Annotated in this window: 14 protein-coding genes; 9 read left to right on the top strand and 5 right to left on the bottom strand. The window is 53.7% G+C overall.

The features are described 5' to 3' along the window. Window positions 1-603 precede the first annotated feature (603 nt). Both JMJ16_RS36660 and JMJ16_RS36655 read left to right on the top strand, forming a co-directional pair. Entirely contained in the window at window positions 604-1,614 is a 1,011-nt protein-coding gene (locus JMJ16_RS36660) for a YafY family protein (RefSeq protein ID WP_201389679.1), read from the top strand. A gap of 268 nt (window positions 1,615-1,882) precedes the next feature. Further along, window positions 1,883-3,313 (top strand): DUF512 domain-containing protein, encoded by a 1,431-nt coding sequence (locus JMJ16_RS36655; RefSeq protein WP_201389678.1) that lies wholly within the window; start codon window positions 1,883-1,885, stop codon window positions 3,311-3,313. An 80-nt stretch (window positions 3,314-3,393) separates the two neighbouring features. On the opposite strand, the gene JMJ16_RS36650 is transcribed toward JMJ16_RS36655, so the two are convergent. From JMJ16_RS36650 to JMJ16_RS36640, 3 genes are all read right to left on the bottom strand, one after another. Continuing rightward, a complete protein-coding gene (locus JMJ16_RS36650; RefSeq protein ID WP_201389677.1) occupies window positions 3,394-4,053 on the bottom strand; it encodes an SOS response-associated peptidase in 660 nt (219 codons plus the stop codon). 148 nt (window positions 4,054-4,201) lie between these two features. Next, on the bottom strand, window positions 4,202-5,428 hold the full coding sequence (locus tag JMJ16_RS36645) for a YafY family protein (RefSeq protein ID WP_201389676.1): 1,227 nt from the start codon (window positions 5,426-5,428) through the stop codon (window positions 4,202-4,204). 263 nt (window positions 5,429-5,691) lie between these two features. Then, window positions 5,692-6,891 (bottom strand): M20 family metallopeptidase, encoded by a 1,200-nt coding sequence (locus tag JMJ16_RS36640; RefSeq protein WP_201389675.1) that lies wholly within the window; start codon window positions 6,889-6,891, stop codon window positions 5,692-5,694. Window positions 6,892-7,284: 393 nt separating this feature from the next. Between JMJ16_RS36640 and yedA the strand changes: the two genes are divergently transcribed. Continuing rightward, a complete protein-coding gene (gene yedA / locus JMJ16_RS36635) occupies window positions 7,285-8,220 on the top strand; it encodes a drug/metabolite exporter YedA (RefSeq protein ID WP_201389674.1) in 936 nt (311 codons plus the stop codon). Between the two features lie 69 nt (window positions 8,221-8,289). Here yedA and ychF read toward each other — a convergent pair whose 3' ends face one another. After that, window positions 8,290-9,465 (bottom strand): redox-regulated ATPase YchF, encoded by a 1,176-nt coding sequence (gene ychF / locus JMJ16_RS36630; protein WP_201389673.1) that lies wholly within the window; start codon window positions 9,463-9,465, stop codon window positions 8,290-8,292. A 213-nt stretch (window positions 9,466-9,678) separates the two neighbouring features. Continuing rightward, window positions 9,679-10,389, bottom strand: a complete 711-nt coding sequence (locus JMJ16_RS36625; protein ID WP_201389671.1) for a GerMN domain-containing protein — start codon at window positions 10,387-10,389, stop codon at window positions 9,679-9,681. Between the two features lie 309 nt (window positions 10,390-10,698). Here JMJ16_RS36625 and JMJ16_RS57500 point away from each other — a divergent pair, with 309 nt between their 5' ends. The 6 genes from JMJ16_RS57500 to hemE all read left to right on the top strand — a co-directional run bounded on the left by JMJ16_RS57500 (window position 10,699) and on the right by hemE (window position 15,609). Further along, the gene (locus JMJ16_RS57500) at window positions 10,699-11,016 is read left to right on the top strand and encodes an FmdB family zinc ribbon protein (protein WP_374229143.1); all 318 of its coding nucleotides are present in this window, start codon (window positions 10,699-10,701) and stop codon (window positions 11,014-11,016) included. Between the two features lie 144 nt (window positions 11,017-11,160). Further along, a complete protein-coding gene (locus JMJ16_RS36615) occupies window positions 11,161-11,673 on the top strand; it encodes a hypothetical protein (RefSeq protein ID WP_201389668.1) in 513 nt (170 codons plus the stop codon). Window positions 11,674-11,928: 255 nt separating this feature from the next. Next, window positions 11,929-12,699: a ParA family protein gene (locus tag JMJ16_RS36610; RefSeq protein WP_201370574.1), complete on the top strand. Its 771-nt coding sequence runs from the start codon at window positions 11,929-11,931 to the stop codon at window positions 12,697-12,699. Next, complete coding sequence (locus tag JMJ16_RS36605; protein ID WP_201389666.1) at window positions 12,692-13,711, top strand: ParB/RepB/Spo0J family partition protein; 1,020 nt, start codon at window positions 12,692-12,694, stop codon at window positions 13,709-13,711. The genes JMJ16_RS36610 and JMJ16_RS36605 overlap by 8 nt, the downstream gene beginning before the upstream one ends. Before the next feature lie 79 nt (window positions 13,712-13,790). Then, the gene (locus JMJ16_RS36600; protein WP_201389663.1) at window positions 13,791-14,294 is read left to right on the top strand and encodes a DinB family protein; all 504 of its coding nucleotides are present in this window, start codon (window positions 13,791-13,793) and stop codon (window positions 14,292-14,294) included. Window positions 14,295-14,529: 235 nt separating this feature from the next. Continuing rightward, entirely contained in the window at window positions 14,530-15,609 is a 1,080-nt protein-coding gene (gene hemE / locus JMJ16_RS36595; RefSeq protein ID WP_201389661.1) for a uroporphyrinogen decarboxylase, read from the top strand. Window positions 15,610-15,626: the final 17 nt, after the last annotated feature.

Below are 15,626 nucleotides of genomic sequence, written 5' to 3'. Positions count from 1 at the left end.
GAGCTAGGATAAAAACAGACTACAAATACTGCCTCTTAGGAAACCTGAGCGCGGAGCGCTAGCCATCCCCATTCGGGGGCACGGCGGTCTGGCGTTGGTTTCCGCATGAGATCTTGCTTCTTATGCGGTCGTACATTGAAGTACACAGATGAGAATGAGGTATAGGCATGTATATGTCTATAAATACACGCGGCATCTCCCTTCCACACAAAACAACCTACAAAGGATGTCTTCCTTCTATCTATACATTCTTCTGGTCACAGATATACGCTGATGAGTATACCATGAAGCACTGCTTGCTTGTCTATGCCCTATTGGACAGTTTCTCTCAACACATTGCCTTCATAGTATAAGCTGGAAAACCTGCCATCTTCTGTCAGGAAAGTCATACCTCTGATAGAGTGCCTCATAAAGCCAGCATACTCCTATTCTTTCTCCCCCTGTTTCTTTTTGTCGTGCCTCAAACTGGTAAGATGGTAGGCGACGCTGCTGAAGCACGCGTCGGGCTTTATTCTTGCCACCTTCTGTCAGGAATATAGGGTAATATAGAGATGAGCAAATGTTTTGGCGAAGCCTGATGGCTTTGTTTGAAGGAGGAGTAGTATGCGTGCTGAGCGCTTGATCTCGATTTTGATGTTGTTGCAGACGCGGCGGCATATAACGGCACGCGAGCTTGCAGAGCGCCTGGAGGTCTCGGAGCGTACCGTCTATCGCGATGTTGAGGCTCTAAGCGCGGCTGGTATCCCGATCTATACCGAGCGTGGTCCAGGAGGCGGCTGTAAATTGACGGATGACTATCGAAGCAATCTAACAGGACTCAATGAGAATGAACTACGCTCGCTGCTGGTCCCTGGCTTTAGTCCAGCACTTCCAGAAGGGAAGGGCGAGAAGGCGCGAGACGCCGCACTGCTAAAGGTGCTGGCTGCCTTGCCTGCTGTGCAACGACGAAGCATCGAGCATGCACGTGAGCGGCTCTTCTTTGATCCACGACCCTGGTTTGTGGGCGAGGCCATTACGCCATTTCTCCCTCTGCTACGTGAGGCGGTCTGGCACGATCGCTATGTGCGCCTCTTTTATCATAAACCCAGTGCCGAGGTTGTCGAACGCCTGGTAGAGCCGCTGGGGCTTGTCTCCAAGGCAGGGATATGGTATCTGGTGGGACGTAATAAGCAGCAGATGCGCGTCTATCGCCTCTCGCGTGTGCGAGATGTAGTGGTGCAGGAGGCGACATTTGAGAGACCGCTCGATTTTGACCTGGAACGCTACTGGACGGAGTGGAGCGCAAACTTCCAGGAGAGTATCGCTACTTATAGCGTGATCGTGCGTGTCGCGCCAGAGTTTCTACCAATTTTGCCTATGATCATGGGCGAGTCGGTGCGCCAATTGATTCGTGAGGCGGGATCTGGCGATGAAGAGGGGCGCATCACGCTGACTCTGCGCTTCGAATCCAAAGAGACGACAGTAAGCTTTATTCTGGGCTTTATCTACCGGCAAGAGGTAACCCCTGGCTTCTCGACCTTTGTACCAGGCATAGAGATTCTGGACCCACCAGAGATGCGCCAGGCGGTGCTAGAATGCGCCCGCAAGATCGTAGCCCTCTACAATGTCGAATAAAATGGCAAACTGCATTGTTTGTGAGAGAGGGGGACGCGGTACTATGGCGTGATAGAGTGTCCTGTGCATTTGACGTGAGAAGGCCCGCGGTTTATAATCTTGCGGATAGCATTCCTTTTTCTTTGCGTGAGCTTATGTACGACGCTCTCTACCATTCGTACAGCTTTTATAGCGTTTTTCGTAGAGCCAGCACAGGTTCTCTCCCAATCGAGCGAAGATGTAGCAGGAGTAGTAAATTTTCTTCCCCCACAGGTTTCGAGGTTAAACAATGCCAAAACTATATGGATGGGTGCGTGAGGTAGTGCCCGAGAGCCCGGCTGACCACGCAGGGTTGCAGCCAGGCGATCTCATAAAAACAATCAATGGTCATCTTATTCGCGATCTCGTCGACTATCGTTTCTATGTGGCCGAGGAAGAGCTGCTCATTGGTTACGAGCGCCAGCAGGATGAGCGCTCAGTAGCGGTTGCTAAGCGTGCGGATGAGAATCTGGGTGTTCTCTTCGGTGAAGAGCCGGCCCCTTTTATTCGCCAGTGTGCCAATAAGTGTGTATTTTGTTTTATTAAGGGGCTGCCTGAGCGTTTCGCGCCTCAACCGGGTCTCGAACATGGAATGCGCTCTTCGCTCTATATCAAGGATGACGACTACCGCTATTCCTTCCTCTTTGGAAACTTCATCACGCTCACCAATCTGAAAGAGCTTGACTGGCAGCGCCTGGACGAGCAGAAGCTCACACCGCTCTACGTCTCGGTGCACTGCACCAATCCCGAACTACGGCGCAAAATGGTCGACGGCCCGCGCGCGGGTGAGATCATTGAGCATATCAAGCGTTTGGGCGATATGGGTCTGACCTGTCATACTCAGCTCGTGCTGTGTCCCCCCATCAACGATGGCGAGGAGCTGGAGCGCAGCATTCAGGAGCTGACCGCCCTGCGCCCAATTGTGGAATCCATTTCAGCGGTGCCGGTGGGCCTGACCAAATATAATAATATGATTCAGCCAACCGGCGATCTACCAGCGTTGCGACCCTACACGCGCGAGGAGGCGGAGGTGGTGATTGATCAGGTGGAGGCGCATCAGCGGCGCTTTGCCGCGGAGAATCCCGATGGCGATCCCTTTGTCTTTCTCTCGGATGAGTGGTACTACATCACGGGCCGCGAGTTCCCGCCCAGCGAGCACTATGGCCTCTTCTCACAGATTGAGAATGGCGTTGGCATGACCCGCTTCCTGATAGAGCAGTGGAACCGCACCAGGCGTCGCTTGCCCGTTGAGATGCCCGAGCCACGTCCCAGGCGTATTACCCTTGTAACCGGTACGATGGCGCAGCCCGTGATCGAGGGCTTCGCGCAGGATATTCGTGAGCAGGTACAAGGTATCGAGGTAAACGTCGTTCCCGTCATCAACCAATTCTTTGGCGCCCAGGTAACGGTCGCTGGCCTGCTATGCGGCCAGGATGTGCTGGAGACGCTTAAGGCCCAGGATGACCTCGGCGACCTGGTCTTGCTGTCTCGCGTCATGCTGGACAACGATGGTACGCGCTTCCTGGACGATATCACTGTTGAGGAATTTAAAGCCCAATTGCCCACACGCGTAGAATTTGTGCGCAATGCCCAGGAGACGATTGAGGCCATTCGTACGCTAGCTGGTCTGCCCGCCGCGACGCGTGGCCGCCAACTGGTACGCCTACAATCTCGCTTATAGAGGAATAAATAAAGTCGTAAAGGCACGCAACATCATGCACCGCGCTAGCGCGGTGCATGGTGTTGCGTGCCTTTACGACTTCAAGCTATCAGATCGGAGCTATCGTACTGGGGGCTATTGACACGCCGGGAGACCTCGCGTGCTTGCATCGCCTCGGGGTCACATGGCTTGAGAAGCGGTAGTAAGATATTTGCATCATGCAAGCCTGGATCGAGCCATATCTCGCGTGCATCTGGCGGGAGAATCACTGGCATGCGTTCATGGATTGGCGCGACTAGATCATTGGCATGCGTGGTGATAATCGTACAGGTGCGCAACACTCCCCCATCAGCAGTCTTCCAGCTATCCCACAGGCCCGCGAAGGCGAATGGCTCATGCCCTTTGAGTGTGATGTACATTGGGACCTTGCCCCCATCGACCTTCTGCCACTCATAGAAGCCATCGGCGGGAATAAGGCAGCGCCGTGAGTTGAGGAGGCGCTTAAAGCTTGGCTTCTCCGCCAGCGTCTCGGCGCGGGCATTGATCATACGTGAACCAATGCTCGCATCTTTCGCCCATGAAGGGATTAGCCCCCAGCGTAGCAGGTCCAGGTGCGGTTCGCCGTCGTTCAAGACAGCCACGACATCCTGGGTTGGCGCGACATTATAACGCGGACCAGCTTGCAGAGATTTAGGCACTGCCACGTTGAACGCACGCGCCACGGCATTGCTATCAATTGTTAGAGTAAAACGACCACACATAAAGTATCCTCTTTCTTTCTCCCAAAGGGAAAGTTCTCTACTTCCTAGTGTATATATCTTAATTCTTTTTGCCTTATTCTTTTTGCGGGCGTTGCAGATGGTGATGAACGGAGAGGGAAGAGATCAACGTCGACGAGTGAGAAGAGGATCAGGCCGCCTGGGTAGCGGGAAGAAGTAAGTTTGAAACCGCTTTTTTTTCTTGCGTAATAAAAATCTTTTTTTCTTTTGCAGAGAGGGGAGAGGCGAAACCGTTTTTTTTGTTGGACCTCTCGGCTGGCTTTATATATGTGTGAATTATAGCGTTTTTTTCTTGTGCCTGCTCTGGGTTCTGGCTATTTGTTGAATTATTAGAAAATGAGACTTTTTTTTGAGCGTTTCGCGCCCTGTCAAGAGACGGAATTGCTTTTTTTTGTTGGAGCGGGAGCCATGAGCCATCATGATGCTGGAGCGAGAGTCGAGACGCAGGTTGCATATGCCTGCCCCTGGCGCTTTTTTTTGTTTGGCGAGGGGTTTTCGCTGAGGCATGCAGGCTTTCAGCAGAGCCAGTATGAGCTTGATTGGTTGCTACCTCGTCGTTCTTCAGCAGGGTATAGCCCCATTCACCCAGGACATGCGGGAGATGACGTGCCTCATAAGGTGCGAGGTGCAGTGAACGTGCATAAAGCGGCATCTCTTCTTCCATCCCCTGACAGTATGCCTGCCAGTAGTCTTCCAGATTGAAGTCCTGGGGATAGGTGAAAGGGAGATCCAGTATCTCAACACCTTGAAGGTTTGCTACGCCTAACACTGTCACTTCTGGCCTGTCCGCAAACTCTCCGATCAGGAACCAGGCGCCTGCCTTGGCGACAAGGCCATAGGGGGTCATGACATGTTCGCGATGTGTTCCGTTGGCGATGCCGTAGCAGACAAAAAGTTGCTGCTCGCGATAAAGGGCTTCTCGGATCAGGGGCAAATGTTGTTCGCCATGCCGTTCGCTGGCAAACCAGGCTTTATGATCCAGGTGAATGCGTTGGCGTGCCTGTTCGGCCTGTTCGCGCCTGGATTCTGGGAGCGCGGTGAGTAGTTTGAGCATGGCTTCATTGAGGGGTTGTTCCAGGCCCAGGTCAGCGACAGGCTTGCCACCGAGAGTGGTAAAGAGGGCCTGGATTTCCGCGGGCGTGAGGCCAGTCAGGTTGGTCTGGTAGCCGCCAAGCAGTTCGCAGCCACCACCATGGCCGCGCTCGGTATACACCGGGATGCCCGCGATGCCCAGCGCCTCCAGGTCGCGATAGATGGTGCGTTCCGAGACCTCCAGGCGCTCTGCCAGGTCCCGCGCCGTCATACGCCCCTTCGTTTGGAGCAGCATCAGGATCGTGAGTAAGCGATCCGCGCGCATAAAAATAGACCTCCATGTCTTGCTACTATGGTTGGTCAAACAGCATATCAAGTATACCATGCAAAATGGCGAATTTCCATGCTTTTATCAAAGCTTCAATGCTATGCTGTATGAACGCCCCCTTTCTCTGGAGAGCCTTCGCGCCTGCGGCGCTCAGGGTTAAGGGCATCTGATGATGGGCTGGATTCGTCAGCCCACCATCAGATGCCCTTAACCGGATACGAGCTTGTGAGCCTTCTGGAGAGAGGCTCTACACAAAAGATCTATGAGTTGAAAAACTCGAAGACAGAGCGTGTCAGGACCTCAACGCCGACGGGGAGCGCATCCTCGTCGAGATTGAAGCGTGGGTGGTGATGAGGAAAGTCGGAGCCTTTCTGGATATTGCCGGAGCCCACAATAAAGTAGCAACCAGGCACGGCATCGAGGAAATGCGCCATGTCGTCGCTACCAGCGATCAAGATCGCTTCGCTTTCGTCGACGTTCTCGCTTCCCACGGCGCCAATAGCCGCCTGGCGCACAATCTTGGTGATTTCGGGATTATTGGTGCAGGGTGGACAGCCCTGGTTGGGCGTTACCTCACAAGAGCCGCCCATAGCGCTGGCAATTCCCTGTGAAAGCTCGCTGATGCGTTTGAGCAGGTAGTCGCGATGCTCCTTGCTATAGGAGCGCATAGTGCCTTCCATAATGGCATATTCCGGGATGATATTAGAGGCTGTCCCGGCTTTTAGCGTGCCAATGGTAATAACCGCGGGACTGAAGGGCGAGGTCTCGCGGCTAATCAGGGTTTGCAGGGCTGTAATGATATGCGCAGAGATGACGATGGGGTCGATTGCGCTTTCAGGCATTGCCGCGTGCCCACCCTTGCCTTTGACCGTAAAATTCAGCGTGTCCGCGCTGGCAAAAACGGTGCCGCTACGCACGCCAACTTTGCCAATGGGCATATTGCTAATGAGGTGCAGGCCGATAACGGCATCGACGCCCTGCATTGTCCCCTCATCGACCATGGGTTTCGCGCCACCTATGCGCTCTTCGGCGGGCTGGAAAATAAACTTGACATTGCCCGTCAATTCGGCGCGACGCTTAGTCAGGATATCGGCGACGGCAAGTGCGATGGCGGTGTGCCCATCATGTCCGCAGGCGTGCATCTTGCCATCAGTCTGCGAACGGTAGTCGACCTCGTTTAGCTCGTGGATAGGGAGGGCGTCGATATCAGCACGAATGGCGATGGTGCGAGCGTTCGCAGGAGCCGCTTCTCCGCGTAGCAGGCCGACGACACCTGTCTTTGCGATGCCAGTCTGGACCTCAAGGCCTAGAGCTTGCAGACGTTGCGCTACAATGCTCGAAGTGCGTACCTCCTCAAAGGCCAGTTCGGGATGCTCATGCAGATCGCGGCGTGTCGCGACCAGGTCTGGGATCAACTCATCAATTTCGGCTTTTAACATATCAATGGGGGATACGGACATGTTTCCTCCTTGTTGAATGCTGGCTATACAGGACGCTAGAACATGCTGGAGTTATGAGTGGAAGAGATATCTGGCTGTCTGCCACATACTACTCTAGCATAGTACCACATATTGATGTATTTCCCTGGGTTCGCTTTCTTCGAAAGCTTGCCTTTGATATGAATATTTTCGCCAGTGAGTAATGTGTATTTCGCTGTCTAGGGATGGCTGTATGGCAGTGCTCTGATGGCAGGAGATATAGGCCAATGTGTTGGGATTTGATGCGGATTGGCTGTGGCAATGCAACACTTTCTCGGGTACAGTAGAAGTTACGTATTTGCATTTTCTGTTTTAAGACTGTGATATCTGATTATTGTATGAAAAAGACGTTTATGTATCTATTTGGGAAATCTGATGAGCAAAGTACAATTGACACGTTCTGAACCGGTTATTGCTCCTGCAGCGCAAAGCACTGCGCCCGCCTTGAGTTCGCGTGAGCGACTGGGGGTGGGCCTGGCGCTGGTCGCGCTCTATATTATCTGGGGTTCGACCTATCTTGGAATGCGTATCGCTATTGAGAGCTTTCCGCCCTTTCTCATGGCAGGTATACGCTTTATCTGTGCTGGTCTCCTGTTGTACGCTTTTCTGCGCTTGCGCGGGCATGCTGCGCCTACCGGGAAACAGTGGGGTGGTGCGACCATTATTGGCGTGCTCATGCTGGTATGTAGCAATGGCATGGTCTCATTCGCGGAACAATGGGTGGCGACAGGAATCGTGGCTATCGCCCTGGCGGCGGTTCCACTTTATTCGGCATTGATCTTTGGCTTTTTGGGGCGCTGGCCCTCACGCTTCGAATGGTTGGGGTTGGGGCTGGGCTTTGTCGGCGTCATTATGCTGAACCTGGAGCATGGATTCTGGACCAATCCGCAGGGCGCCCTGGCGCTCTTGATTGCCCCTTTCTGCTGGTCACTGGGTTCCGCGCTCAGTTCACGTTTTTCTATGGCTTCAGGTCTGATGGCTAGTGCGACCCAGATGCTGGGTGGAGGCGTGGCTCTTCTGCTGTTAGGTGTGGGGTTGGGCGAGCACATAAGCGGCTGGCCTTCGACTCGTTCGTGGCTGGCGATGCTCTACCTGGTCCTGATTGGCTCACTGGTAGGGTATACCGCGTATGGCTATCTCCTGCGCAAGGTCCGACCCGCCCTGGCGACGAGCTATGCCTATGTCAATCCAATTGTGGCGGTTGGCCTGGGCGCCCTGATGGCTGGAGAACAGATTACGCCTGTTGGCATCATTGCGATGCTGATTATTCTCACAGGCGTGGCCCTGGTCTCACTACGCAAGCGTAGATAAGAGAGAGGTTTAGAGTAAAGAGTTGAGTAGCAGGTGCCCTCTGGTCAGCCTGCTACTCAACTCTTTAGTTTACTTACCCTTGTTGAAGCGGAAGTGAGCGATATCGCCGTCCTGGATCTCGTACTCGCGACCCTCCAGGCGCTGAACGCCCTTTTTGGTGGCCGCCGCGAAGGAGCCACACTCCATAAAGTCTTTGAAGTGTGTGACCTCGGCGCGGATAAAGCCCTTCTCGATATCTGTATGGATTTTGCCCGCTGCTTCGGGTGCCTTCGCGCCCCGTGTCACGGTCCAGGCGCGTACTTCGTCCTCGCCAGCGGTCAGGAAGGTAATCAGGTTCAGCAGGCGGTAGCCGACCTGGATAACGCGATCCGCGCCAAGCTGGGGCAGACCCAGGGCCTCCAGGTACTCGTTGGACTCCTCCTCGGAGAGCTCAGAGAGCTCGGCCTCAAGCTTTGCCGAGACGGCAACGACCTGCGCGCCCTCTTCTTTGGCGCGTAGGGCCACCTGCGCAATGCCCTTCAACTCCTTCTGCACTGCCTCGGGATCGACGACCTCGCCCTGCTCGATCTTTGCCAGGATCTCGTTGGCCGAACCAAGCATGTCTTCGCTTGTGTTGAGCACATACATGCGTGGCTTGAGTGTTAGTAAGAAGAGTTCGTCGGTGACAACCTTATCCTGTGAAGAGATCTCAACCTCTCTCGCGAGCTTCAGCTCATTGAGGGCTTCCTGCAAGCGCAGGAGGAGATCTAGCTCTTGCTGATATTTCTTATCACCGGACTTGGCGGCCTTCTTTGTGCGCTCGATACGGCGCTCGACGGTTGAGAGGTCAGTCATGACCAGTTCCGCGTTCAGGCTATCCAGGTCACGTATGGGATCGATCGTGTTGTACACATGGGGCACATTATCGTTGGCGAAGGTGCGTAGTACGATTGCCAGCGCATCGGCGTTACGAATATGGCCGAGGAATTCCGCGCTCAGCCCTTCCTTCTTCTCTTTGGCTGCTTGTGTAGCCTGGCCCATGCCTGCCACATCGACAAACTCGACCGTCGTATAGGTCTTCTTGCGAGGTTGAAAGATCTCAGAGAGGGAATCTACGCGTGTATCGGGCACCTGGACCACGGCGAGGTTCGCCTGTACGGTGCTGGTCGCGTAACCACTGACGGGTGCCCCAGCTTTTGTCAGGGTGTTAAATAGGGTGGTTTTGCCACTTTGGGGTAAACCAATAATGCCAATTGTGAGAGCCATAAATTATCCTTCTTTACTGCTACATCTGCCACCTGAAGAAGTCTTTGGGGAGATGGGAAAATCGCGCGTTTGTGTCTCTCTATTGTACTATCTTTGGCATGTGAATGGTACATTTACTTTTCGCGCCTGCGGCGTTCAAAGATATGAGGAACGGGTGTGTGGCACGGGCATTCGCCTATGCCACACACCCGTTCCTCATATCCCCAGTGAGAGCTAGCGGAGGCACATATTCGCGCCACTCTCATCACCGAAGCAATTTCCACTGCGCGTGAGAATGATCACTTTACTGATCGTGGGAAATTGTTTCAGCGTGGCATTGATCTGTGACTGCACACGTGCATCCATGCCGACTCCCGCTGAACTGAGATCCCGGCAGAACTGAACGGTGGCGGTTCCTGTCTCGGGAGTACTGCCTTTGGTGTTGAGCTTAATAGTGAAATCCGCTCCACACGTGGAGGCGCCCTTGAGCATAGAGGTTAGCTCGGTATAGTACCCCTGTGCCTGCTCGCTGGCATCGGGACCCGCGATCAGGTACTGCAGGGAGGCGGTGGCAACTGCCTGGCTTGTAGTGGTCCGGTTAACGGGATAGACCAGGGTCATGCTATCCTGGCCATGCTTCGAGAAGTAGACCTTGACATGATACTCCTTGCCTGGCTGGCTGGTTCCCGTATTGGTGGGCTGCTGACCACCATTATTGGCAGTACTGCCATTGCCATTGGTGGAGCCTGTAGCGCTACTGGCTGGGGTAGCGCTACTCGTTGTGCTGGTCTGGCTGGCGATGTTGCGACCGGTGCCGCCATCGCTAGCGCAGGCGGTAATGAAGGCTGCGAGTACGAAGAGCAGACTAAGCGTGAGTATTGTGAAGAGATGCGAAGAGCACATAGAGTTAGTGGATACAAGGCGTCGTTGCGATTTACCACTCATGTTGGGCACTCCTTTTTGTTCAGCATTTAACTGTGATTTTAACACGAGAAAAGTGTTTCAAGCTTAAAAGGAAACATAACATAGAGAATATAGTATGCATGTTAACTAACAGTACTTCTTTTAAGAGTGCTTTTCTACGAGAAGCGGATCTCCATGTCTCATTTTACACGCCAGTCAAAGAGTAAATGGTACTTCTGGAGGTATGGTAGTGCGAATTGTAGCATTTTGTTATGAGGTGTTTCACAATTTGGCAGAGAACTTCATCACATTCAGAGATGTTTTGAACACCTGATTTTGCTGCATAATCCCATGCCTGCGCACTTGACGATGGGTAGAGCAGGCACTACAATATTCTTGGATCAAAATGTCTTCCCCATATTTCATGGAGGTGTTTTCTACATGCCGTTGTACGAATATTACTGCCCAGACTGCAAGAACAAATTTGAGTTGCTGGTCAGCTATAAACACGCGGATGATGTCGTGTGTATGAAGTGTCATAGCGAAAAGGTGCGTCGCCTTCTTTCTGTATTTGCTGCCCAGCGTGGTGGGGCGGAAGATGGTGGAGACGACTATTCTCCCTCTATGGGTGGCTGCGGGTGTGGTGGTGGTAGTTGTGGATGTCATTAAGTATTTTGGCGCAGTAGACATTTCCTATGTATAGTGGACTTGGCAGTATGTCCTGGTGGCGGCCTGGGGGGCGCCTGGTAGCAGGATCTCTCATGGACTGGCTCTTCTGGTCGCGCGAGGCATCTATAGACAGGTTTATGGCATATGTTGTTTAACAAAGTAAGTTATCGGCGTGGTCTCATCGAAGGAATTATTCTCTTTACTCTTGGTCGTCTTTGCGCACTCATTAGCCCCCTTGTCTTTCCAGACTGGACCTATGTCGCGGCCCCTATGTTCTTTATGTTTTTAGAGTACATAGTTCCGCCTATCTGGGCGGCTCGCCGCATGACCTCTACCAAGCGTGAGCGTTTGAGCAAGCGCTTTGTGTTCCTGGGACCTCTGATGGCTGCCTGGTGCCTGGGAATTGATCTGGTGATCTCGCTTGGGCTTGGCCTGGCGGTTAATCCCTTTGGGGGCATCCAACAGGGACCTGCGTTGCTGCGTATGCTGCAAGGTGGTCCAAATCACCTGACCCCTGGTGCTTTTGCCCTGGCTGAAGTGAAGACTGCCCTCACCTTATTAGCCTTCTATACCATTGCTGTCATCTGCACTCGCCTGGCTGGCGGAGGCTTCCTGCGCTTTACTATGCCTGCAGGCGGCAATCGTGTCACCCTCTAGGAACGTATATCACGCTATCTTGTCTTTCGCCTTTCGTTGATGCTGTATATTGTTCTGCATAAGATGCGGTAAACGCTTTTTTGTTAATCTTCTTAGTCTTCAAACGACTCCTGTTGCCTGCCTATATCGTGCGTGAGAAAGTACAGAAGGCAGAATTCTTGCTTATGACAGGCCCATTTGTTACAATGTTTCTGAACTGTTATGCTTAGCTTGTCTCCGTTGGCATGGCGAGATGAAAGGTACGGTAAGTAATCCGTGTCAAAAGTGTACGCAATCACGAACCAAAAAGGGGGCGTGGGCAAGACGACAACTGCGATTAATCTTGCCACGTACCTGGCAGCCGCTGGCCGGAAGGTGCTGCTCTTAGATATGGATCCTCAGGCCAATACCACCAGCGGGATTGGCGTCACGGATCGCAAACGCCAACACACGCTCTATGACCTGCTGGTGCAGGAGGATGAGTCAATCACTATTTTTGATGTTATCGTGCCTTCTGATCGACGCGAACTGGTGGTTGCCCCCTGCACGGTCGACCTGGCCGCGGCCGAGGTGGAACTGGTGGGTGCACTGGCGCGCGAGCATCGCTTGCGCGACGCCATCCAGCCCATTCGTGATCGCTGCGATTATATCATTATTGATTGCCCACCCTCCCTTGGTCTGCTGACGATTAATGCCCTGGTGGCCTCTGATGGTATTTTGATTCCCATCCAATGTGAGTACCTGGCGCTCGAAGGCCTTACTCAATTGCTCAATACCGTGAATATTGTCAAAAATAAGTTGAACCCATCGCTCTTTATTGCCGGGGTGGTGCTGACCATGTTTGACCCACGCACCCGCTTGGCCGGTGACATCGTGCGCGAGGTACGCAATCACTTTCCCAAAGAGGCGTTTCAAACGATCATTAATCGCAATGTCCGCTTGAGTGAAGCTCCCAGCTTCGGTCAGCCAATTCTGGACTACGATCCGACGTCTCCGGGTGCGCTAGCTTATCGTGCGCTCGCTGAGGAGGTAATGGCTCGTGGCTAAACAACGTTTTGGTCTGGGGCGCGGCCTGGATGCCCTGATCTCGGGCGCATCCGATGTGATGGGGCCCCAACAGCAGGCGTCAGCCGCGAATGCCGATGTTGGCGCTCTGCCCCTGGTCTCTCTGGAAAGCATTATCCCCAATCCACGGCAGCCTCGTAAAGTGTTTCGCGATGATGATCCCAAACTCCTCGAACTGAGTGCCTCCATTAAAGAGCATGGACTCTTACAACCCATTGTCGTGGCACGTCTGGACCAGGTTGAAAAGCGCGCCGATACGGGCGATAGCTGGTTTGGTGAGCCAGGCGAGTCCACTTCAGCGGCTGCCTCAAACGATGAGGCGGTCGTGCGCTATCAGATCATCGCGGGTGAGCGTCGCTGGCGCGCCTCCAAGATGGCGGGCCTGAAGCAGGTACCTGTCGTCGTCAAAGAGGTAACGCCACAGCAGATGCTGGAACTGGCTCTCATTGAAAATATCCAGCGCGCCGATCTCAATCCAATCGAAGAGGCGATGGCGTATCAAGAGCTGGTCCAGACCTTTGGCCTGACACAAGAACAGGTGGCGCGCCAGGTGGGGAAGGATCGCTCCACGATCACAAACTCCTTGCGTTTACTGCAACTGGCACCCAAGTTGCGTGAGGCCCTGGTCAATCAGCCAGATATCTTCACAGAAGGCCATGCTCGCGCCTTAGCAGGTATTACGCGCGAGGAGGACCAGGTAACCGCGATGAACCAGGTAATCGCACTCCACCTGAATGTGCGCCAGACCGAAGAGCTTGCTTCGCGCATCAAAGCCTCGCAAGATATCGAGGCCGCAGTGAAGAAGATTACGACGACATCGGGTCGCACACCTGAACTGGAGTCGCTCGAATCGCAGTTCCGCGATTCCCTGATGGTCAAAGTGGATCTTAAGTGTAACGCCAAAGGCAAAGGCACACTTGTGCTCCATTTTAACGATCAGGATGAGTTGGAGGGCCTTTATTCACGCCTGGTCAAGAAAGAAGATGCAGAGTAGTGGTTGTATGCATGCGGGCAATCTACTGCTGCCTGCATGCATACAACCACTACTCTAAGTTGTTAGAGGGGTGAAGATAGTGGAAGATGAGCAGAATCTATTTGAGGCGTTTCGCGGCCAGTTAGTTGCCGCGCGCATCGCTTTTCTCGGGCAACTGGCAAAGTTTAGTCGTGAGGAACTGGCCCTCTCGCCCGGTAAGGTTGAGTGGTCTCCTATCCAGGTCGCCTATCACCTGTATGTAACGGATGGTGAAACGCTGGAGCAGATGCAACGTGTGCAGAGCGAGGAGAACCCGCTTCTCTCCTTCGCTGAAATCGAGGGGCCAGCCCAGGTTGGAGCAAATACTGAGCTGCCAGCGACCCTCGAAGCGATCATGGCTGGTATGGCCGCGCGTCGCGAAGAACTCTTTCAGTTCCTTGCGGAGCTTCCCCCTTCAGGCTGGGAGCGAGTATATCGCCACCCTCGCGAGGGCCAGCTCAACTTTCCCCAGCTCGTTCAACTCCTGGTTGAGCATGACCAGCGCCATGCTCAGCACCTGGCACGCATAAAACTCGCCCGCGAACAATATCCCCACGAAATTTAGATTGATAATGTGATGCGCTTTGGCAGCCGGAGGCTGCCAAAGCGCATCACATTATCAATCTATTAAAATCTCTACAAAAACGTAATTCTCAAACAGGTTTTGGTAGGTTTATCCTTGTCAGGACACGCAAAGCACGCTATGATATGAAGAGATTTCGCAGAGGACATCAGGCCCTGCAATAGAAGACGCAGAATCAGGCCCACCGGGCTGATCGATACAAGGATTAATGGAAGCAATGCAGCATTATACAGCTACTTCTACCGCGAAGACGCCCCCTCCTCACACGGGCGTGGCGCGTTTTCTGGACGCGTGTTATCATCGTCAACCCGACGCGACGCCGGTCTGGTTTATGCGCCAGGCGGGGCGTTGTCTCGCGGAATATCGCGCCCTACGCCAGAAATATGATATGCTCACGATGGTCAAGACTCCTGAGTTGAGCGCGGAAGTCACCTTGATGCCGGTCAAAACCTTTGGCGTGGATGCGGCGGTTATCTATTCTGATATTATGACGCCGCTTGAGGCGATGGGCGTCTCATTTGAGATTCGCCACGAAGTTGGACCGCTCATTCACCACCCTATTCGCAACCAGCAGGATGTTGAAAATATTCGCATCCCAAATGGACCAGAGATCGCGCCCTATATGATGCAGGCGATCCAGATGGTGCGCCGCGAGGTTGAGGGAAAGCAGGCGGTGATCGGTTTCGCGGGCGCCCCTTTTACCCTGGCATGTTACCTGATCGAGGGACGCCCCTCGCGCGATTATCGTAATGCCAAGGCCATGATGTATAGCCAGCCTGAGTTGTGGCACACGCTGATGGAGAAATTAACAACGGTCACCCAGAGCTATCTTGGTGAGCAGGTGCAGGCGGGCGTCGATGTCGTACAGCTCTTCGATAGCTGGGTTGGCGCGCTTAGCCCCAGCGCCTACGAGCGCTATGTACAGCCGTATGTACGCCGTATCTTTGACAGTGTCAAGCAGACAGGTATCCCCGCGATCCACTTTGGTACTGGCACAAGTGCCTTGCTGGAGTCGATGACCGCGGCGGGCGGAGATATTATTGGCCTGGATTCGCATGTGGAGCTTGATGAAGGTTGGGAGCGCGTCGGCTTTGAGCACGGCGTACAGGGAAACCTGGATTCCATCCTGCTTCTAACTGAGTGGCCGGTGATTGAGAGTGCCATGCGCGATGTCTTGAAGCGCGCGGCCAATCGTCCGGGGCACATCTTTAACCTGGGGCATGGCGTATTGCCTCCCACCAATCCAGATCTCTTGCGCCAGCTGGTCGAGGCCGTTCACGCCGAGACGCAGAGGTAGTAGGGAGGAGCAGAGCT

The sequence above is a fragment of the Ktedonobacter sp. SOSP1-52 genome (assembly GCF_016587395.1).
Note: the sequence above shows the minus strand (reverse complement) of the source record. Positions and strands in the feature narration are given on the sequence as shown.

Coding starts and splice junctions, on each gene's coding strand:
- JMJ16_RS36660 (WP_201389679.1), top strand. CDS start 604: ATGCGTGCTGAGCGCTTGATCTCGATTTTGATGTTGTTGCAGACGCGG.
- JMJ16_RS36655 (WP_201389678.1), top strand. CDS start 1,883: ATGCCAAAACTATATGGATGGGTGCGTGAGGTAGTGCCCGAGAGCCCG.
- JMJ16_RS36650 (WP_201389677.1), bottom strand. CDS start 4,053: ATGTGTGGTCGTTTTACTCTAACAATTGATAGCAATGCCGTGGCGCGT.
- JMJ16_RS36645 (WP_201389676.1), bottom strand. CDS start 5,428: ATGCGCGCGGATCGCTTACTCACGATCCTGATGCTGCTCCAAACGAAG.
- JMJ16_RS36640 (WP_201389675.1), bottom strand. CDS start 6,891: ATGTCCGTATCCCCCATTGATATGTTAAAAGCCGAAATTGATGAGTTG.
- yedA (WP_201389674.1), top strand. CDS start 7,285: ATGAGCAAAGTACAATTGACACGTTCTGAACCGGTTATTGCTCCTGCA.
- ychF (WP_201389673.1), bottom strand. CDS start 9,465: ATGGCTCTCACAATTGGCATTATTGGTTTACCCCAAAGTGGCAAAACC.
- JMJ16_RS36625 (WP_201389671.1), bottom strand. CDS start 10,389: ATGAGTGGTAAATCGCAACGACGCCTTGTATCCACTAACTCTATGTGC.
- JMJ16_RS57500 (WP_374229143.1), top strand. CDS start 10,699: ATGCCTGCGCACTTGACGATGGGTAGAGCAGGCACTACAATATTCTTG.
- JMJ16_RS36615 (WP_201389668.1), top strand. CDS start 11,161: ATGTTGTTTAACAAAGTAAGTTATCGGCGTGGTCTCATCGAAGGAATT.
- hemE (WP_201389661.1), top strand. CDS start 14,530: ATGCAGCATTATACAGCTACTTCTACCGCGAAGACGCCCCCTCCTCAC.